Genomic DNA, 19360 nt, shown 5'->3' with positions numbered 1-19360 from the left:
ACGCCACCGAAGGCTCGCCGGTCCGTGCAGGCCGCACTGGCACGCTCTCGGAGCATGACCGACATCATCAAGAACGCCCAGCTCGCCCCCGCCCAGGAGTTCCAGCGCATGGACGCGGACGGCGACGGAGCCGTCGACCGGAGCGACTTCCTGCGGGCGCCCCACAGGCTGCTCGCCGAGCTCGGCATCCCGGAGGAGTCAGCGAAGGGGCGGGCTCTCCTGGACGCCAACGAGACCCAGTGGAAGTTCCTGCTGTCCCTCGGTGACGGCGACGGCGACGGCGTCCTGACGGCCGACGAGTACATCGCCGCCCGCACCTCCCCCGGCTTCCGCTCCGCGGACCGCCCCGGCAAGGGGGACGTGTGCCGGACGCTCTTCGATCTGCTCGATCGCGACGACGACGGCTCGCTCGACGAGGGCGAGTTCCTCCGGGCCGCGGACTTCCTGTGCATGTCGGAAGCGGAGGCCCGGTCGTACTTCGCAGAGCTCGACGCCGACGGCAGCGGGCGGCTCAGCCCCAAGGAGTTCCTGAAGGCGGTGAAGCGCTTCTACACGAGCTGAGCCGGCCCACTCATCGCCGGCCCCGCTACCGGCCCCCGCCCTGCGCCGCGTCGAGGTTCCCGGTGAGCCTCTCCAGCAGCGCCCGCAGGGTGAGGGCCTCCTCGAGCGACAGCCCCGTCGCGGTGACGATCCGGCGGGGCACGGACAGCGCGCGCTCTCGCAGTGCTTCGCCCGCCTCCGTGAGCCGGACCACGACCGAGCGCTCGTCCTCCGCACTGCGCTCGCGTGCCACCAGGCCGGCCGCCTCCAGCCGCTTGAGCAGCGGGGAGAGCGTGCCGGAGTCGAGCCGCAGCCGTTCGCCGATGGCCTTGACGGGCTGGGGGTCGGGCTCTTCCCAGAGGACGAGCATGGCCAGGTACTGCGGATAGGTCAGGCCGAGATCTTTGAGGGCGTCGCGGTAGACGCCGCCGAAGGCCCGCGCCGCGGCGTTCAGCGAGAAGCAGATCTGGTGATCGAGGCGGAGCAGCTCCGCGTCGTCCGGGAGGGGGAAGGGCGGCGGAGTGGTCATGCCCCCAGGGTATCCCGCACCCCCATTCAATTGCGCACAACTTAATCGTGTGCAACCATTACTCCTGTGCGGCGGCCGACCAGCCACCGCCCCCAGCCCGAACCAATCGAAGGGACCTCCCATGGATGCGCTCTACACCGCCGTCGCCACCGCCAACGGCCGCGAAGGCCGTGCCGTGAGCTCGGACGGGCAGCTCGACCTCGCGCTGGCCATGCCCGCCCCGCTCGGCGGCAACGGCGCCGGCACGAACCCCGAGCAGCTCTTCGCCGCCGGCTACGCGGCCTGCTTCGCCAGCGCCCTCGGCCTGGTCGGCCGCGAGGCGAAGGTCGACACCAAGGACGTCTCGGTCGCCGCCGAGGTCTCCATCGGCAAGGACGACTCCGGCTTCGGCCTCTCCGTCGTCCTCCGCGTCGAGCTCCCGGACAGCCTCGCGGGCGAGACGGGCACCCGCCTGGTCGAGCAGGCCCACCAGGTCTGCCCGTACTCCAAGGCCACCCGCGGCAACATCCCCGTCGAGCTCGTCGTCGAGTAACGGGCAACGGCGGGATCAGTGCTTCGGCACCGGCGGCAGCTCCGCGTGCTCGACCGTGTAGCCGCCCTACATCGTCGCGAAAGTCGTGGAACATGTATTGCCCGGCACCCTGCATGGTCGTGGCAGCGGCCGCCCAGGCATGCGCCTGCTCGTAGCGCCTCCCGGGGCTCGCCTCGGCGGGCACGCCCGGCCGGGGAACGTCATCGGGCCGGTCCCCTGACGGGGTCTTGCCGAAGGCCATGACCTCAGGGTCGGCCGACGATCACCGTCCGGCGCGCATTGCCACCCCACCGGAGCAGCGCGTCAGCACGCACGTGGTGCTGCCGTCGTCCTCCGCGATGTCCCGTACGTGCTCGAAACCGAGCCGCTCCAGTACGGCCAGCGAGGCCTTGTTCGGTTCGGCGACCGTGGCATGGACCTCGGTCAGCCCGAGCGTGCCGAAGCCGTGGGCGACGAGCGCCTCCGCCACCTCGGTCCCGAGGCCGGAACCCCACGCCTCGGGCGCAAGGGCGTAAATGATCTCGTGACCCCGGACCTCTTCGGTCGGCTTGATCTCCGCGTGCCCGATCAAGCGCCCGTCCGGACGGCGCACGGCCCAGACGTCGAACAGGTTCCGGGCGTAGACCTTGGTGAAGATCCGCCCGAAGAGAGCCCGGTCGTCCTCCTCGCTGGAGGGGCCGTCACCCATCCAGCGCGACACCTGCGGGTCCTGGAAGAGGGCGAGGAAGGCCTCTTCGTCCTCGGGTGCGTAGGGGGTCAGGAGGAGGCGTTCGGTGCGCAGAGCCGGTGCCGGTGCCGGGTTCGGTGTCGGTGTCGGTGTCGGTGTCGGTGTCACGGGCGGTGACGCTACCCACGGCGGAATCGGAGCGGCAATCGAGTTTCCGGTTTCCCCTGGGATGCGACGGATGCGCCTGCCCGGCGGCGGCCTGGTCCGGGCCGTGACCGGATACGCACGGACCGGCTCCCCGGAGGAGGGCTGCTGGCGATGCCCGTCCGCTGGTGAACAACACCATCCAGCACGAAGTATGACCCCTTTAAACAAAACCCCACAAATCAGTCAAACGATCGATACCTATAGTATCGCCGGGTGTTTTCGCGAATAAGCTGCAGAACTACGTTCGCCGCGTGGCGTCAGCCACGGGCGATCCTGTGGGCCACGGCGGGTGTGGTGACCCTCGGATTCCTCATCACGCTGGAGATCGCCGCGCGTCGCTTCACCGGCCAGCCGGGGCCGCTGACCGCCCAGGCGAGAGAGGTGATATTCGCCCCCAAACCGGGGCCGCTGTACGGCGGTCTGGCGTTGATGATGGTGGCGCTCACCTGGCGGGAACGGTTCATCGCGGCCGGCGCCGCGATCGGCATCGACATCGTCTTCGTGCTGGCGCGGTGGGCGGCCGACGCCGAGACTCCCGACGGCCACTTCTTCGGCAACGGCGCGTTGTGGGTGATGCTGGGTTGTGCGGTCATCGCCGTCACGCGCCGCACCGGCCGGGAACGCGTCCTGCTGCTGCAGGCCGTCGGCCTGGGCCTGCTGCTGGTGGCCGGCCGCAAGACCGGCGACACCTGGCTGCTCATCACGGCGAAGACCCGCCCTGAGGTGCTCGACCCGTACCTGGCGACCGCCGATCACGCACTGGGCAACCCGTCGTGGCTGGCAGGCCGGATCCTCAAGGCCGCCGGCCCGATCCCCACCCATCTTCTCGACCTGGTCTACGCCCAGCTCGCGGTGGCCGCGATCGTCGTCGCGCTGTACCAGCTGCGCAACGTGGCGGCCGAGCGCCGCTTCCCGAGCCATCATCTGGTGCGCACTTTTCTGGTCATCGGCCTCCTCGGGCCGGCCATCTACATGACCTTCCCGGTGGTCGGGCCGATCTTCGCCTACGGCCCGGGCACCTCCGGCACCGGCGGCGTGGAGTGGGCGGCGGCCAACCTGTGGCCGCACACGCCGGTGCCGATCACCACCCCGCACCCGGTGCCGTACGACGGGATCACCCCTCGCAACTGCATGCCCAGCCTCCACACGGCGTGGGCTACCGCGATCTTCATCCATTCCCGCAAGGGCCCGAGGCTTCTGCGCTTCGCAGGCGCGTTCTGGCTGATCGCCACGCTCGGCGCGACGCTGGGCTTCGGCTACCACTACGGCGTGGATCTCGTTGCCGGTGTGGTGTTCGCGCTCACGATCGAGGCGGCGCTGCGCTCGCAGGACCGTGGCTGGGACCGGGCAGGAATCCAGCAGGTCGCCCACGGCACGGTCGTCTTCGCTGCGCTCCTGGTCTCCTACCGCTATCTGCCGATGGAGATGGCCGAGCATCCGTGGGTGTTCGGACCGCTCGTCATCCTGGCGATGGCCTCAGTGATCTACGGCTACGTGCGGACCACCAAACTGTGGGAACGAGCACCGAAGGCCGCGCCGGTGCCGCAGCCGGAACCGCAACCCGAACTGGTTTGAGTCATGAGACTTGTCCGACGATGCGAGCCGACCATGCGAGCTACGGCCCCGTCGGACAATCTCTAGTAAGCCGTGACGCCCAAGGGGATTCCCGCACCGGGCACGACGAACCCGTACTCGTAGGCGAGGATCACGGCCTGCGTGCGGTTGCGGGCGCCCAGCTTGGCCAGCAGGTTGCTCACGTGGGTCTTGACGGTCTCCAGGCTGACGACGAGGCGGCCGGCGATGTCCGGGTTGGACAGGCCCGTCGCCATGAGGCGGAGGATCTCGACCTCGCGGCCCGTGAGCGCGGGGACGCCGCGCGCGGGGCGGGCCGGTGGCGCGGGCCGCGCTGCGACGAGTCTGCGGACGGCGTCCGGGAAGAGGACGGAGTCCGTCGTGGCGACCAGGCGTATGGCGTGGGCGATCTGCTCCGAGGAAGCCCTCTTGAGGACGAAGCCGCTCGCACCGGCGCGCAGGGCGTCGTAGACGTACTCGTCGTTCTCGAAGGTGGTGATCACCACGACCTTGGGCGGCTCGGGGAGGGCGGCCTGCAGGCGGCGGGTCGCCTCGATTCCGTCGATGCCGGGCATGCGTACGTCCATCAGCACGACGTCGGGCCGGAGTTCGGTGGCGAGGGCCAGGGCCTGGGTGCCGTCGGCGGCCTCGCCGATCACGTCGAGGCCCGGCCGGGCGGACAGCAGGGTGCGCAGGCCGGTGCGGGTGAGTTCCTCGTCGTCGGCGACGAGGACGGTGACGGCGGCGGTGGCGGCGGTGGCCGTGGCGGTGGCAGCGTTCGTAGTCGTGGTCGTGGTCATGGCGTCGACCGTAGCGGGATGCGGACGGCGAGCAGCCAGCCGGTTCCGGAGGCGTCGGGGCCTACGGAGACCTCGCCGCGGAGCAGGTGCACGCGGTCGGTGATGCCGGTGACACCCTGTCCGCTCCTGCGGCGGCGGGCACGGTCGGCGAGCGGGTGAGTCATCGAAGGGGCGATCCGGTTGATCCGGTTGGCCACCTCCAACTCCAGCCACCCTCCCGCGGCCGCCACCCGCAAGCCGATCGGCGTCGGCCGCCCCCCGTGGCGCAGCGCGTTGGTGAGGCCCTCCTGGACGATCCGGTACGCCTCCCGGGACACGGTCGCCGGTACGGCCGCCAGGTCGCCGGTGATGTCGGTGTCGACGTCCGTCCCGGTCCGGCGCACCCGGTCCACCAGGGCGTGCAGGTCGGTCAGGGAGAACGGCGGCGACGTCGGGGCCCGGCCCTCGCGGAGGATGCCGAGGACGTGGTCGAGGTCGTCCATGGCCGCGCGGGAGGCCTCCTCCAGGCCGGTGAGGGCGCGGCGGGCGGCGTCGGGGTCGGTGCCCATGAGCTCCTTGGCGACGGCGGCCTGGATGGTGGAGGCGGTCAGGGTGTGGCCGATGGAGTCGTGCAACTCCTGGGCGAGCCTGTTCCGTTGCGCCAGCACGCGCACCTGCCCTTCGAGCGCGGCGAGCCGTTCGGCCGGAAGCGGACCGAGCAGAGGGGAAGCCAGCCGCCTGAAGAGGGCGCTCGTGCCCGTGCCCGCACAGTAGGCGAGGGCAAGGAGCAGGGCGGCGGCCGGCAGCGTCCATGCTCCTGACCCGCCACCGGCCACGTCCACCGGCAGGAGCAAGGTGATCCGGTCCCCGCCCCTGAGCCAGACGGCGGGCAGGGCGACGGCCGCCATCAGGAGGAGGCAGGAGACGGCGACGGACGCCCCGCCCAGCAGCGCGTGCAGGATCAGCCACGCTCCCGTACGCAGGCGGTGCGGCCGGTCGGGGGCGGGTGCCGGAAGAGCCGTACCGAGCAAGCGGTTGGCGAGCCGTACGGATGCGGACCGGGCGAAGCGCGAACGGCCCGCGGCTGCACACAGCGCCGCCCAGAGCACCAGGAGGAGAACCGCGCGGGCGGGTCCCGGCCAGCCGGCTGCCGTCGCCGCAACTGCCGGTACGGCCACCGCGAGCGGCAGCAGGCCGACGGCGGCACCGAGCAGCGCGTAAAGCCGGCTTGAGAGCCGGCTTGAGAGCCGGCTGGAGAGCCAGGCTTTCCGGGAATCCGCGGTGAAACGCGGAGGTATGAGCATGCGCACGCCGCGGAGTATCGCACCCGCGTCTCACCCGAAACCTCCCCCGCAAGAGCCAGATGCGGATTCCCCCGCTACCGGGATGTGCCGGCCGCCCCTGCCCGGCGAAGGTTGCCGGGCACTGCAGACGACATCGCAACATCGGGAAAGCGGGGGTGCATTCATGGCATCGAAGACGTTGCTGCCGGAATCCGGCGGGACGAGAAGGAAGGGGGTGGCGGCGTTCCTCGTCATCTGCTTCGGGGCCAGCTGGGCCTACGTCTTCACGGCCCGTTTCGCATGCGGCCTGTCGCTGGAGAATCCGCTGGTGCAGCTGCCTTTCGGCGTCATGCCGGCCATAGCGGCGACCGTGGTGCGCCGCTGGGTCACCAAGGAGGGCTTCGCCGATTCCGGCCTGCGCCTGCGTCTGCGGAGTGCATGGCCCTATTACCTGGTGGCCTGGCTCGGCCCCTTGGCGCTGACGGCGGCCACCATGGGGCTGGCGGCGGCACTGGGGTTGTGGACCCCGGACTTCGCCCCGCTCCAGGAATTCGCCGGTGGCATGCCGGTGTGGGCATTCGTCGTGGTGCTCATGCTCGTCCTGCCGCTCCTGACGCCGATCTACGGCGGGGAGGAATTCGGCTGGACCAGCTATCTGCGCCCCCGCCTCTCCCCCGGCCGGTCCGCGAAGGCCACCGCCCTCACGGGACTCATCTGGGCGTCCTGGCACTACCCGCTGGCGTTCACCGGCTACATCGAATTCCCCGGCGTCCTCATCGGCCTGCTGGCCTGGACGGTTTCCTTCCAGTTCCAGGAGGCGCTCCTGGTATGGCTGTACGTACGCAGCGGCAGCGTCTGGGTCGTCAGCCTCGCCCACGCCGGGAACAACATGGTCCTCTCCCTCGTCTCGGGCATCCTCCTGTCCGAGGGTGCGGGCCTGGAGGTCACACCGGTCACCCTCCTGATGACCGCCCCGATGGCCGTCGTCTGTGCCGTGCTGGCCCTGCGGGGGAAGCTGCGGCCCCGCGACGGCGGCATGCCGGGGCAGGGCCGGCAGCCGGCCGTCCGGCCGACCCGTTTCCCGGCCACGGACGCCTCGTTGGACTGACCGGTGGCCCGGCCACCCGCTCACCCCCGTCCTTCGAGGCTGCCCGGTACGGCTCGGCGTTCCGTACAGCCGACGATGAAGAGGAGCTCCTGCCATGCGTCGCATCCACTCGTTCGCCGTCGCAGCGGCCGCCCTGGTGGCCGCCTTCGGCGCCGTACCCTCCGTGTCCGCCGCAGCCCCCGCCGCCCCCGCCCCGCTGGCCGCGGCCTTCAACTGCGCCCCCGGACACTTCTGCATCTACAGCGGCTGGAACGGCGGCGGCACCCGCTGCCAGTGGTCGCAGGACAGCAAGGCGAACACCGCCGACGACTGTTCCTTCATCCAGCGGGGCCAGAACGTGCGCTCCGTATGGAACGGAACGGGGCACCGGGTGCAGTACTACACCGGCACCAACCACAACAAGCGCGTCGGATCCACGAACGCCGGCTCCGGCGGCAACCTGCAGGGCAGCTACCAGATCCGTTCCTTCAAGAACCAGTAGAACCCCGCCCCGCCGACCGCCCGGAACGACGGAGCCGGTGGCTGACCCCAGCCACCGGCTCGCGGCTCTCTCTCCCCCCCCCGATCGAGACCGATCGCCATCGACCGCCACCGATCGCCACCGATCGCCGTTCACGTGAAATGCGCCTACGGTGGTCGGGTGGGGCCAGGGGCTTCTTGAGTTTCATGAGAGGGCCGCCATGGCGATCGACATCCACGCGCATGCATGGACGGACGCCTACCTCGATCTGCTCCAGGGGTACGGCAAGGCCGACACCGCAACGCAGCGCGGCCTCGGTGCGGACGTCTCAGACGCGGACATGGAGGCGCGCTTCGACCTGATGGACGCGGCGGGCATCACGCTCCAGGTGTTGTCGGTCACGCCTCAGTCACCGCACTTCACCGACCGTGAGCACGCCGTACGTGCCGCCCGTACGGCCAACGACCTCTACGCGGATGTGGTGCAGCGCTGGCCGGACCGGTTCCGGGCGTTCGCCGCGCTGCCGTTCCCGCACACGGACGCCGCGCTGGAGGAGCTGGCGCGAGCGCTCGACGAGCTGAACATGGCGGGGGCGTGCACGACGACGTCTGTCCTGGGCCGCTCGGTGGCGGACCCGGCGTTCGAGCCGGTCTTCGCGGAACTGGACCGGCGCGGCAGCGTCCTCTACGTACACCCCGCGGGAACCGGAGCCGAGTCGCCGCTGATCGCCGGCCACCGTCTGACGTGGACGATCGGCGCCCCCGTCGAGGACACCGTCGCGGCGATGCACCTGATCCTGGCAGGCGTCCCCAGCCGCTACCCCCGGCTGAAGATCGTGATCTCGCACCTGGGCGGAGCGCTTCCCATGGTGCTGGCCCGGGCGGACGACCAGTACCTCTGGGAGGCGCCGGACATCCCGGAGAGGCCGAGCCTCGCGGCGCGCCGCATGTGGTACGACACGGTGGGACACGGGCACGTGCCGGCGCTGTGGGCGGCCGTGGAGTCACTGGGAGCCGACCGGCTGGTCCTGGGCACCGACTTCCCCTACCAGGCCGGCGAGCAGTTCCTGGCCGCCACCGGCTACATCCGGTACTCGGGCCTGCCCGACGCCCAGGCGACCGCGATCCTCGAAGAGAACGTCACCCAGCTGATCACCTTGTGAGCGGCCACCAGTTGTTCCCATGCCGGCGGTGACGGTTCGCCCGTCATTCGCCACCGCCGCCGTCGGTCACCGGTCGTGTCAGACACCGTGGTGGGCGAGCGGCGCGTGCGGGTCGCCGCCCACGGGGGTGTGGTCGGTGTGCACGGTCACGGCGGTCAGCCGGGGTACGGCGTGGATCAGGGCGTGTTCGGCCGCGACGGCCAGGCGGTGGGCCTGGACGACGGTCAGGTGGGGGTCGACGACGATGTCGGCCTCGGCGCGCAGGGAGTGCCCGACCCAGCGGATGCGCACCTGCCCGAGGTCGCGCACGCCGTCCACGCCGCGCAGGGCGTTCTCGGCGCTGTCGACGAGTTCCGGCTCGACGGAGTCCATCAGGCGGCGGCCGACCTCCCGGGCGGCGTCCTTGAGGACGAGGAGGATCGCGGCGGTGATGAGCAGGCCGACGAGGGGGTCGGCGAGGCGCCAGCCGAGGGCGGCGCCGCCGGCGCCGAGGAGGACGGCCAGGGAGGTGAATCCGTCGGTGCGGGCGTGCAGGCCGTCGGCGACCAGGGCCGCGGAGCCGATCCGCCGGCCGGTGCGGATGCGGTAGCGGGCCACGCACTCGTTGCCCATGAAGCCGGCCAACGCGGCCAGGGCCACGGCCCACAGGTGCGTGACGTCGCGGGGGTGCAGGAGCCGGTCGACGGCCTCGTACGCCGCGAGGGCGCACGAGGCCGCCATGGTCACGAGGACCGCGACGCCTGCGAGGTCCTCGGCGCGACCGTACCCGTAGGTGTAGCGGCGGTTGGCGGCCCGTCGCCCGAGCACGAACGCGATGCCCAGCGGTACGGCGGTCAGTGCGTCGGCGGCGTTGTGGAGGGTGTCGCCGAGCAGTGCCACCGATCCGGAGAGTGCCGTGACCACCGCTTGGACGACCGTCGTCGCCCCCAGGATCCCGAGCGACAGCCACAGCGTGCGCATGCCCTCCCGGGAGGCCTCCATCGCCGCGTCGACCTTGTCCACGGCCTCATGGCGGTGCGGGGTGAGGAAGTGGCCGAGCCTGTGCCCATGCCCGTCCCCATGGCCCTCCCCGTGCCCATGTCGGTGCCCGTGCCCGTGCCGGTTCCCGTCCATGGCACCCACGATGGCACGCTGATCCGATTGCGGCTACAACCGTCATACGTCCCGTGACCAGGTGCGATGGCTATGCAGGTGCGCTCAGCTCCGCGACGAGTGCCCGCATCGCGTCGAAGGCCGGTTTGGGGGTGTAGTCGTCGGCGGTGAGGCCGAATTGATGGAACAGGCCGGGAACGGCGCTGTCGGCGTCGCGCAGCGCGAAGTGGGCGTAGGCGCGGATCCGTAGCTCGTCCGCGTGGGCCGCGACGGTCCGTACGACGGTCTCGACCACGTCGGCCTGGCGGTGCGGGGGGCGGTCGGGGCCGGTGGGCCAGCCGTGCTCGGTGATGTGCAGGGGCAGGTGCGCCAGGCCGGCGGGTGCCAGTACGGCGTCCCGGTGGTGGCGCAGCAGTCCCTCGGTGGCGGCGGCGAGGTCGGGGGCGGCGACGGGCCGGAAGACGTCGGGGAAGAAGTCCAGGCCCACGTAGTCCAGGTCGCCGGCGAAGTCCGCCTTTCCGTGGTCGGTCAGGTCGGCGACGAAGGAGGCGGCGGGGCCGAAGAGGGGGGTGGTGTTGAAGCCGACGCGCAGGTGGGCGTGCCCGAGTTCCCGTGCTCGCGCCTTGGCGGCGGAGACTCCGCGGGCGATCGCCTCGTTCACCCGGGGGTAGAAGCCGTCGAGCGTGGGGACCGTGGTGACGTTCGGCTCTTCCGTCACCTGCAGGGTGTCCGTGACCGCGCCGTACTGGTCGACCAGGTCGCGCAGGAACGCGCAGTAGCCGTCGACGTTTCCGGCTGCGGACCGGTACTGCGCCACCAGGTCGAGGCGGCGGCCCCGTACCGCGTACTGCTCGGCAGCGGCCGGTGCCGCCGTCGCGTGCGGCCCGCCGGGGCGGGTGGTGTCGTCGAAGGCGGTGTAGGCGCGCACCAGGAAGGGGCGGTCGGGGCGGCCTTGGAGGAGGTCGAGTGCGGTCGCTATGCGGGCCGGGTCGTCGGGCGGGCCGTCGGCCAGGTGTCCGGTGTCGTCACCGGTGACTCCGCCCGGGTAGATCCCGAAGACGAGTCCGTCACACGTTTTCGTGGGCATCGGTGGTTCGGTTCCCTTCGCTCTCGGCGGGCCATGTCAGGGCGCCGGTGCGGATGTCGTCGATGACGGCCTCGATCCACGCCGTCTCGGAGCGGGCGAGGCCGATCGCGTATTCGGCTTCGATGACGTGCAGCCGGGGCACGCCGGCCTTGCGGGCTTCCGCGAGGCGTTCCTCGTCGGCCGCCGTGCGCTCCTGGAGGCGCCGGGCCCGTTCCGAGAGGGCGTCCACGGCGCCGCCCGGGCCGAGGGCGCCGAGGTGGGCGACCGCGCCCAGGAACCGGGAGAACTCCCGTTCCGGGTGGCGGATGTGGGCGTCCAGGCGTCGTACGAGCTCCTCGTAACCGGCCTGGGTGAGGGCGTAGACGGTCTTCTCCGGGCGGTTGCCGGACCGTTGCTGCCCCTGCACCGTCGCCCAGCCGGCTTCGGTCAGGGCGGCGACGACGTTGTAGAGCGAGCCCCGGTTGACCGCGGCTGCGTGGTTGTCGCTGCGCGTGCGCAGCTCGGCGAGCATCTGGTACGGGTGCGAGGGCTGCTCCAGCAGGAGTCCCAGCACGGCGAGCACGATCGGGTTGTCGAGGACGCGGCGCGGCATGATCGAAGACTATGGTCTAAATAGACCATTGGGAAGCCCCGGGCGGCTCAGCCCGGGTCCACGGCCTCCGCCTCCGCCCTCACCGCGGCAGGCTCTCGCCGGCCCGGACCCGTCGCGATGCCCGGCTCGGGGAGCCAGCGCGGCACGACCAGGGCGAGCAGCAGCGGGACGGCGGCGAAACCGGCGATGACCACGGAGACGTTCCCCCACAACGAGCCCACGCCGTAGGCGACGTAGAAGGCGATGGCCACGGCGTCGGTGCCCAGCCCCGCCAGCGACGTGACCGTGGCGCGCGCGTCGGAGCGGACCGCGTCCTGGAGGCGGGCCTGCGACAGCACGATGGCCAGCTGGACGGTTCCCAGGCACAGGGCCACGGGCAGGATGCCCAGCGGGTGCCGCCCCAGGGAGCCCGCCGCGAGCAGCACCGCGGCGGCCGCGAGGGCGGCGGCCAGCCGCGAGGCGCGCAGCCCGGCCAGCGGTCCGGCGAGCCAGCCGCCCAGCGCCTTGCCCACCACGGCGAGGATCACCAGCAGTGGTACGAAGGCCGTGGAGATGCCCGTCGAACGCACCAGCAGGGGAAGGTACTCGTCGATGACGAGGACCGCGGGGAGGACGGCGGCCACCGCGGCCGCCCGGCGCACCGCCGGGTCGCCGCGGACCTCGGCCAGCCCTGCGCGGAGCATCGCGAGGTAGCGTGCGACGGCGGGTTCGGACGGGCGGGCGCCGGTGGCTGCCCTGCCATCGGTGACGGAGCAACCGTCGGCGGCGAGGTGTCCGTCACCGGCAAGGCGCCCCTCGGCGGCAGGGCGCCCGCGCCGTGCGTCGCGCGCCTCCGGCAGACACAGCGCGGCCCCGGCCGTGGCCGCGCAGACCGCCGCGCTGAGGGCTTCCACCAGGACGTAGTGCCCGACGGCAAGCAGCGGGGCGGCCACGAGCGTGGCGAGCACGTTGGAGGCCAGGGCGCCGACGCGGGAGCGTCCCAGCAGCCGTGGATAGCTCGCGGCCGAGGCCCTGGCGGAGAGTTCGTCGTAGACGAGGGCTTCCAGCGTGCCCGAGGTGAGGGCGTGGCAGGCGCCCCAGAGCAGCACTCCGGCGACGAAGGCGGGGTAGGACGGGGCCAGCGCCCACAGGACGAAGCAGCCGGCGCGCAGGACGGCGCCGAGGGCGAGCAGCATCCGGCGCGAGGCGACGTCCGCCCAGGCTCCCGAGGGCACTTCCAGGAGCAGCGCCGAGACGGCCAGCAGACCGAACAGCGAGGAGACTTCGACGGGGCCCAGGCCCGCGTCCGAGAAGCGCAGGGCGACCACGGGGACGAGCGGGACGAAGTCGTTCAGCGCGGAGAACACATAGAGCCCTCTGCGTAACCTGCGTAACTCTGCCGATTCGCCGGGGCGTCCGGGCCGGTGTCCGGGCAGCGTCCAGCACCCCATTCCCGCACCCCTTTCCTGAGCGAATTTCCCCGCCGGTGTCATGGGGCGTAAAACCGCCTGTTCCGAGCCGGAATTATGGCACAGAATGGGGCGGATCGACCCGCGACTTTCAGGCACCCTGCCGGGAGCGTGCGCATGCGTTCAGGGGTGCTGTGCGATCCCCTGAGGAGGAGCCATGCGCATTCTGCTGATGAAGCCGCCGATACGGGCCTGCATGGTGGAGGTCGGCCGGCACGTGCCGATCGGGCTCGCCTATCTCTCGGCCGCGCTGCGGGAGGCAGGACACCGGACGACGATCTTCGACGCCCTCTCCTTCGTCGAGGACAACCACGTCGTTCCCGAGGACGAACTCACCGCGAAGGAGCAGGAGAAGCTCCGGCACCATCCGCGCTGGCGCCACATCCTGCACTGGGGCGCCCGCCGGGAGCGGACGGAGGAGGCGCTGCGCAGCTGCCGGCCGGATGTCATCGGCATCTCCTGCATGTTCACGCCCTTCTACGAGGCCGCCTACGACCTGGCGCGGCTGGCCAAGCGCATCCACCCGCAGGCGGTCGTCCTGCTGGGCGGCCAGCACGGCACGGTGAGCTTCCCGCACGCCCTGCAGGTGCCGGAGATCGACGTCGTGGTGCTCGGCGAGGCCGAGGCGACGGTCGGCCCGCTCATCGCGGAGCTGACGGGCGCCCGCCGCCTGGACCGGCTGCCGGGGATCGCCTTCCGGTGCGGCGAGGGGTTCTGCGGGTGCACGGAGCCGGGCCGCGCTCCGCACATCCGTCCGCGGACTCCGTTCGCCGCCGATCTCGACGCCCTTCCGCCACCCGCCGCCGATCAGCTCGACTTCTCCCGCTACGACGGGACGACCACGCTCATCACCAGCCGCGGCTGCCCCTTCAGCTGTACGTTCTGCACCGTGCACGCCACCGTGGGCAAGGAGTTCCGGGCGCGGTCCCCCGAAAACGTCGTCGACGAGATCGAGCATTATGTCAACCGATATGGAGTGCACCGATTCCTTATCGAGGACGACAACTTCACCTTCGACATGGACCGGGTCCGTTCGATATGCCGGATCATCAGGGAGCGGCAGCTGGAGGTGAAACTGCGGCTGCCCAATGGAATCACCGTGCTGAAACTCTCCGACGAACTCGTGGGGGACATGGTCGCCGCCGGATTCGAGAGCCTCTTCTTCGGCCTGGAGACGACCGACGCCGCCCGGCTCCGTCGCATGCGCAAGGGATTCACCTCGCTCCCCAAGGTGGCCGCCGGGGCGTCACTCTTCCGGCGGCACGGCCTGGACGTCAACGGCTCGCTCATCGTCGGCCTGCCGGGCCAGACCCTCGCCGACATGGCCCAGGACTCCGTGAACTGCGCACTGGCCGGCGTGCGGTTCTACACCAACCCCTTCTACCCGATCCCCGGTTCCGCGGACTACCGGACCTGCCTGACGTCCGGACTCATCGACAGCCTCACCGAGCCCGCCCTCTTCGACCAGTTCAACTTCGCCTTCGGGAACGGGGAGGTGTCGCCCGAGGAGATGTACTGGGCATGGTCGGTCACCCAGGCCATGGCGCTGTGGCCGCGCTACTTCGAGGAAGGCAGCCTGCGCCGGGAGCGAGGCGGGGAGGCGCCGCTCGCAGAGGCTGTGGACCGCCTGGCCGCCCACAGCCGGGCTCTGCTGGCGACGGGACGTCGCATGGACGTGCCCGCCCTCGTGCGCGACGCCCGCATCACGGCCGGGGGCACCGCGCTGGTGCGTACGGACCCAGAGAGCTGTTTCTGCGCGACGCAGCGGGTGGTCGGGGACGGGCGCGCCGCCGCCGACGCGCCCGAACTGTGCCTGTACTCCGGTGACGTGATCGCCGCCGCCCTGGCCGGGTACACGGGCGTACCGCACACCGCGGCCCAGCGCACCTCGGCCGCGGCGGGCGACGCCGAGGGCTGCACCTTCGAGGTGCGGCGCACGAACGCCGAACCGCTCGCGTCCATCACCGCGGTGTTCCTCGACCGCCTGGACGCGACGCGGCGCGAGCCCGGCCAGGAGGTGGTGGGTGCTTCGGTTCCATAGCAGGGCGGCAGGACGCGGGCCGGGTCAGCGGCGCTGTTCGTCCCCTGCGGGCACTGCGCAGGCAGCGGCGACGGCCCGGGAGCCTGCCGGCGGCAATCGGTCTCCCACCTCGCGCCGGTCTCCTACCTCACACCCCCAATCCGGCCGCTGCGGCGGCATCCGGCCCCCGTCATCGGTAAGTTCACGACGGCAGGGTGTGAGAGCAGGGGTTCGAGAGGGGCTCTGATGCGCAGTGGCGGACCGGTTGCTGGTTGATCTCGACGCGTCGGGACGCGCGTCGGTGTCGGCGTGGCTGGACGGGGACCTCCCGGGCCCCGTGGGCGAGCCCGTGACGCTGAACTGGCCGCTGACCTCCGACGAGCTGGAGGACCTGCGCTGGTACCTGGAGGACTACCTGCGGGCGCCCTTCGGCGTGTACGAGGACCGGGGCAGCCGGATAGCCCGCCGGATACCCAGCTGGGGCCGGACCATGTTCACCGCCCTGTTCGGCTCGGGGCCGGCCCGCGACGCCTACGTCCAGGTGCGCACCCGGGCCGCTCACCCCGGCTCCACCGAGATCGTGCTGCGCTCGGCCGCGCCGGCCTGGCTGGGGCTGCCGTGGGAGCTGCTGTGCGACCCGCGCCTGCCCACGCCGCTGGCGCTGGACGGGGTGGGGCTGAGCCGCGGCCTGCCCGCGGCGAACCTCGGCAACGCCTTCGACGTCGGCGGCCGGCAGCTGCGCGTCCTGATGGTGATCTCCCGGCCCGACGGCGCCCGCGACGTCGGCTACCGGATGATCGCCCGCCCGCTGCTGCGCCGCCTGGAGGCGGTGCGCGGCCGCGTCGAGGTGGAGGTGCTGCGGCCGCCGACGCTGGAGGCCCTGGCCGAGCGGCTGCGGACGGCTCGCGACGCCGGAGCGCCGTTCCAGATCGTGCACTTCGACGGGCACGGCGCGCTGACGGACGAGGGCGTACTCGTCTTCGAGGAGCCCGGCGGCGGCGCGGACCACGTCGGGGCCGACCGCATCGCCCGCGTCCTGGCGGACCCCCGCGTGCCGGTCGTGGTGCTCAACGCCTGCCAGTCCGGGGCGGTGGGCCAGCAGCTGGAGGCGGCCGTGGCCACCCGACTGCTGGCCGGGGGCGCCTCGGCCGTGGTGGCCATGTCCTACAGCGTGTACGCCGTGGCGGCGGCCGAGTTCATGACGGCCTTCTACGAGCGGCTGTTCGCCGGCGACACCATCGGCGAGGCGGTGCGCGCGGGACGGGCGCAGATGGCACGGCGTCCGGGGCGGCCGAGCCCGAAGGGCGAGCTGCCGCTGGAGGACTGGGCGGTCCCGGTGCACTACCTGCGCCGCGAGGTCCGCTTCCCCGAGCTGCAGTCCGCGCCCGCGTCCGCCCGGCCGGAGCTGTCCCTGGAGGCCGCCCTGGACCGGCTGCGCGAGCGGGGCCAGGGCGAGCGGGACGATCCGCTGGCCCCCGAAGGCGAGTTCGTCGGCCGCGACGCGCTGTTCCACACCCTGGAGGCCGCGGCCCGCAACCGGCGCGTGGTCGTCCTGCACGGCCCCGGCGGAACCGGGAAGACCGAGCTGGCCAAGGCGTTCGGCCGCTGGTGGCGCGACACCGGCGGCGTCGGCCGGCCCGAGTGGGTGATCTGGCACTCCTTCGAGCCCGGCGTCGCCTCGTTCGGCCTGGACGGCGTGGTCTCGGCGACCGGCCTGCGCGCGTACGGCGCGGACTTCGCCCGGCAGAACGCGGACACCCGCCGCGAGCTCGTACGCGACCTGCTGCGCGAGCACCGGCTGCTGGTGGTCTGGGACAACTTCGAGTCGGTCGCGTCCATGCCGGACCCCGCCGGCGCCGCTCCCCCGCTGGACGACGCCGCGCGCGGCGAGCTCAAGGACTTCCTCACCGAGGTCGCCGCCGGCGGCCGCAGCGTCGTCCTGGTGACCAGCCGCACGCCCGAGCACTGGCTGGGGGACCTGCGCCGCGTCACCGTCGGCGGCCTCTCCCACGACGAAGCCGTCGAGTACGCCGACCACGTGCTGCAGCCGTTCCCCGCCGCAGCCCCGCGCCGCGCGGACCGTTCCTTCGCCGAACTGCTGGAGTGGCTCGACGGCCACCCCTTGAGCATGCGGCTGATCCTGCCCCACCTGGACACCACCGACCCGGCCGCGCTCCTGTCCGGCCTGCACGGCGGCACCACCCTGCCCGCGCCGCCCGGCGGTGACCGCACCACGTCCCTGCCGGCCAGTATCAGCTACTCCCTCGCCCACCTCGACGCCGTGGAGCGCCGGCTGCTGGCGGCCGTATGCCTGTTCCAGGGTGTCGCCGACGCCAGGGTGCTGGCCGAGTTCTCCCGCCACGAGCGGACTCCGCAGCGCTTCCGCGGCGTCGACAGCCGCGCGTGGGACAGGGTGCTGGACCGGGCGGCCCAGGTCGGGCTGCTCACCGGGCTGGGCCGGGGCATGTACCGCACCCACCCCGCGCTGCCCGCCTACCTCACCGAACGGTGGCGCGCCGACGACCCCGCGGCCTACGCGGCGCAGCGCGCCGACGCCGAGGAGGCGATGCTGTTCGCGTTCACCGGCTTCGCGGAGTGGCTGCGCCGGGAGCTGCACGCCGACGGCGCCTCGGGGGCCTACCGCACCCTCGGACTGCACCTGCGCACGCTGGGGCACCTGCTGGGGCACTCCCTGGCCGGCCAGTTGTGGATCAACGCCAAGTACCTCATCCAGCCCCTGTACCTCTACTGGCAGCGCAGCGGGCTGAGCGAGGAGATCCTCGCGTGGAGCGACCGCGCCAGGCTGGCCCTCGAAGGGCCGGACGGCACCCCGCCCTTGCTCGGCCACCCCGGCGGGGAGCTGTGGCTGCTGGTCGCACGGCTGCAGGCGGGGATGCTGCAGATCCAGGCCCGGTTCGACGCCGCCGAGGCCGTCCACACCGAGATCCTCACGATGCTCAAGGCACATCGCGAGCCGCCCCGGGAACAGCTCGCGACCGCCTACGACGAGCTGGGCAAGCTGGCTCAGGTACGGGACCGGCTGGACGAGGCCGAGCAGTGGTTCGGCCGGGCCCTCGCGCTCAGGAAGGGCTCGGGCGACCGGTCCGGCGAGGCCGAGGCGTACCGCAAACTCGGCCTCGCGGCGCAGGAGCGGAAACAGTGGGAGGAGGCCGAGCGGTGGTTGCGCCGGGCCCTCGCCGTCACGGAGGAAGCAGGTGACCGTCGCGCCATGACGGACCTGTTCAGCGACCTCGGCGTCGTCGCGGTGCTGCGGGGCCGGGGGAACGAGGCCGAGCAGTGGTACCACCGGCTCCGCGCCGCCAAGGAGAGCGCGGCGGCGGAACACCCGCGCCGCAAGGCCCACCTGTGTCACAAGCTCGGCCTGCTGGCGATGGGCGGAGCCCTGCTGGACGAAGCCGGGCAGTGGTACCGCGAGGCCCTCGCCATCGAGGAGCAGCTGGGCGACCGGTCCGCCATGGCCGGCACCTGCAGCGACCTCGGCCGGGTGGCGCACGCGAAGGGACGGCTGGACGAGGCCGAGCAGTGGTACCTGCGGTGTCTCACCATCGAGGAGGCGCTGGGCGACAAGCGCTCCATCTCGCTCACCTACCACGAGATGAGCGGGCTGGCCGCGTCCCGCGGCAGGACCGGCGAGGCCCTGGAGTGGGCGGTCCGGTCCGCGACCCTCTTCGACCGCTTCCCGCACCCGTCGGCAGGCTCGCGCCCCCGCGACCTGGCGCGCCTGACCGGACGGCTGGGCATGGCGGCGCTGGAACAGTGCTGGGTGCGTGTCACCGGCACCCCACTGCCCGCTGACGTACGTCGGTGGGTCGAGACACACGGCTCCGAGGAGAGACGATGAGCGAGCAGACGGCAGCGACGGACAACCCCGCCGACCGGGGTGCGCGGGCGGCGGCACGGCGGATGGCGGCCACGCACGGCACGCAACTGGAGGCCCAGGTCGAGGCGGCGCTGCACGCGCGGGGCGCCGGTGCAGATGCCCGCGCGGAGCAGTACCTCGACGTCGATCCGGTCGCGCTCGGCTCGCTGATCGTCAGCGTGGCCTCCCTGTCCTGGAGCGTCTACCAGGACCTGCGTACGAGGACGCCGTCGCCGTCCCGGTCGGTGATCGCCCGCCGCGTACGGATCGAACTGCCGGCGGACGGCGGGACCGGTCCGGAGGAGCGGGACAGGATCATCGACATCGTGGTGGAGGAAGTCACCAGGGACGCGGAGGACGGGGAACAAGGCTGATGCCCGGCGGCCTCGCCGGCCGCCGGGC

Annotated in this window: 17 protein-coding genes; 9 read left to right on the top strand and 8 right to left on the bottom strand. The window is 72.2% G+C overall.

The features are described from left to right. Positions 1 to 54: 54 nt before the first annotated feature. Positions 55 to 561 carry an EF-hand domain-containing protein gene (locus AS857_RS12020; protein WP_058043099.1) on the top strand — a complete coding sequence of 169 codons (507 nt, stop codon included), beginning with the start codon at positions 55 to 57 and terminating at the stop codon, positions 559 to 561. Between the two features lie 25 nt (positions 562 to 586). On the opposite strand, the gene AS857_RS12015 is transcribed toward AS857_RS12020, so the two are convergent. Beyond that, positions 587 to 1069: a MarR family winged helix-turn-helix transcriptional regulator gene (locus AS857_RS12015; protein ID WP_058043098.1), complete on the bottom strand. Its 483-nt coding sequence runs from the start codon at positions 1067 to 1069 to the stop codon at positions 587 to 589. 121 nt (positions 1070 to 1190) lie between these two features. Here AS857_RS12015 and AS857_RS12010 point away from each other — a divergent pair, with 121 nt between their 5' ends. Next, the gene (locus AS857_RS12010) at positions 1191 to 1601 is read left to right on the top strand and encodes an organic hydroperoxide resistance protein (protein ID WP_058043097.1); all 411 of its coding nucleotides are present in this window, start codon (positions 1191 to 1193) and stop codon (positions 1599 to 1601) included. Between the two features lie 262 nt (positions 1602 to 1863). On the opposite strand, the gene AS857_RS12005 is transcribed toward AS857_RS12010, so the two are convergent. Then, on the bottom strand, positions 1864 to 2436 hold the full coding sequence (locus AS857_RS12005; protein ID WP_058043096.1) for a GNAT family N-acetyltransferase: 573 nt from the start codon (positions 2434 to 2436) through the stop codon (positions 1864 to 1866). Between the two features lie 309 nt (positions 2437 to 2745). Between AS857_RS12005 and AS857_RS12000 the strand changes: the two genes are divergently transcribed. Beyond that, positions 2746 to 4050, top strand: a complete 1305-nt coding sequence (locus tag AS857_RS12000) for a phosphatase PAP2 family protein (RefSeq protein WP_058044091.1) — start codon at positions 2746 to 2748, stop codon at positions 4048 to 4050. Between the two features lie 62 nt (positions 4051 to 4112). On the opposite strand, the gene AS857_RS11995 is transcribed toward AS857_RS12000, so the two are convergent. Both AS857_RS11995 and AS857_RS11990 read right to left on the bottom strand, forming a co-directional pair. Continuing rightward, positions 4113 to 4847, bottom strand: a complete 735-nt coding sequence (locus tag AS857_RS11995) for a response regulator transcription factor (RefSeq protein WP_058043095.1) — start codon at positions 4845 to 4847, stop codon at positions 4113 to 4115. After that, complete coding sequence (locus AS857_RS11990) at positions 4844 to 6130, bottom strand: sensor histidine kinase (protein WP_079110433.1); 1287 nt, start codon at positions 6128 to 6130, stop codon at positions 4844 to 4846. The genes AS857_RS11995 and AS857_RS11990 overlap by 4 nt, the downstream gene beginning before the upstream one ends. A 163-nt stretch (positions 6131 to 6293) precedes the next feature. Here AS857_RS11990 and AS857_RS11985 point away from each other — a divergent pair, with 163 nt between their 5' ends. The 3 genes from AS857_RS11985 (at position 6294) to AS857_RS11975 (ending at position 8839) form a co-directional block, all read left to right on the top strand. Next, a complete protein-coding gene (locus tag AS857_RS11985; protein ID WP_058043094.1) occupies positions 6294 to 7217 on the top strand; it encodes a CPBP family intramembrane glutamic endopeptidase in 924 nt (307 codons plus the stop codon). A 94-nt stretch (positions 7218 to 7311) separates the two neighbouring features. Next, complete coding sequence (locus tag AS857_RS11980; RefSeq protein ID WP_058043093.1) at positions 7312 to 7698, top strand: peptidase inhibitor family I36 protein; 387 nt, start codon at positions 7312 to 7314, stop codon at positions 7696 to 7698. Positions 7699 to 7897: 199 nt separating this feature from the next. Continuing rightward, on the top strand, positions 7898 to 8839 hold the full coding sequence (locus AS857_RS11975; RefSeq protein WP_058043092.1) for an amidohydrolase family protein: 942 nt from the start codon (positions 7898 to 7900) through the stop codon (positions 8837 to 8839). A gap of 78 nt (positions 8840 to 8917) precedes the next feature. Here the strand turns inward: AS857_RS11975 and AS857_RS11970 are convergent, their stop codons facing one another. The 4 genes from AS857_RS11970 to AS857_RS11955 all read right to left on the bottom strand — a co-directional run bounded on the left by AS857_RS11970 (position 8918) and on the right by AS857_RS11955 (position 12956). Beyond that, entirely contained in the window at positions 8918 to 9952 is a 1035-nt protein-coding gene (locus AS857_RS11970; RefSeq protein WP_058043091.1) for a cation diffusion facilitator family transporter, read from the bottom strand. Positions 9953 to 10022: 70 nt separating this feature from the next. Continuing rightward, positions 10023 to 11018, bottom strand: coding sequence for a glycoside hydrolase family protein (locus AS857_RS11965; protein ID WP_058043090.1), 996 nt, complete (start codon positions 11016 to 11018; stop codon positions 10023 to 10025). Further along, positions 10999 to 11610, bottom strand: coding sequence for a PadR family transcriptional regulator (locus AS857_RS11960; RefSeq protein ID WP_058043089.1), 612 nt, complete (start codon positions 11608 to 11610; stop codon positions 10999 to 11001). The genes AS857_RS11965 and AS857_RS11960 overlap by 20 nt, the downstream gene beginning before the upstream one ends. Positions 11611 to 11657: 47 nt before the next feature. Next, positions 11658 to 12956, bottom strand: a complete 1299-nt coding sequence (locus AS857_RS11955; RefSeq protein WP_058043088.1) for an MFS transporter — start codon at positions 12954 to 12956, stop codon at positions 11658 to 11660. Positions 12957 to 13215: 259 nt separating this feature from the next. On the opposite strand from AS857_RS11955, the gene AS857_RS11950 reads away from it, so the two are divergent. The 3 genes from AS857_RS11950 to AS857_RS11940 all read left to right on the top strand — a co-directional run bounded on the left by AS857_RS11950 (position 13216) and on the right by AS857_RS11940 (position 19332). Then, complete coding sequence (locus AS857_RS11950; protein WP_058043087.1) at positions 13216 to 15099, top strand: B12-binding domain-containing radical SAM protein; 1884 nt, start codon at positions 13216 to 13218, stop codon at positions 15097 to 15099. A gap of 232 nt (positions 15100 to 15331) precedes the next feature. Then, the gene (locus tag AS857_RS41890) at positions 15332 to 18940 is read left to right on the top strand and encodes a tetratricopeptide repeat protein (protein WP_144440786.1); all 3609 of its coding nucleotides are present in this window, start codon (positions 15332 to 15334) and stop codon (positions 18938 to 18940) included. Then, entirely contained in the window at positions 18937 to 19332 is a 396-nt protein-coding gene (locus tag AS857_RS11940; protein WP_058043085.1) for a hypothetical protein, read from the top strand. The genes AS857_RS41890 and AS857_RS11940 overlap by 4 nt, the downstream gene beginning before the upstream one ends. Positions 19333 to 19360 lie beyond the last annotated feature (28 nt).

Origin of the sequence: Streptomyces roseifaciens, assembly GCF_001445655.1 — a bacterium.
In the GTDB taxonomy this organism is placed as follows: Bacteria; Actinomycetota; Actinomycetes; order Streptomycetales; family Streptomycetaceae; genus Streptomyces; species Streptomyces aureoversilis.
The sequence above is the reverse complement of the archived record's forward strand: the minus strand, read 5'-3'. Positions and strand labels throughout refer to the sequence as shown.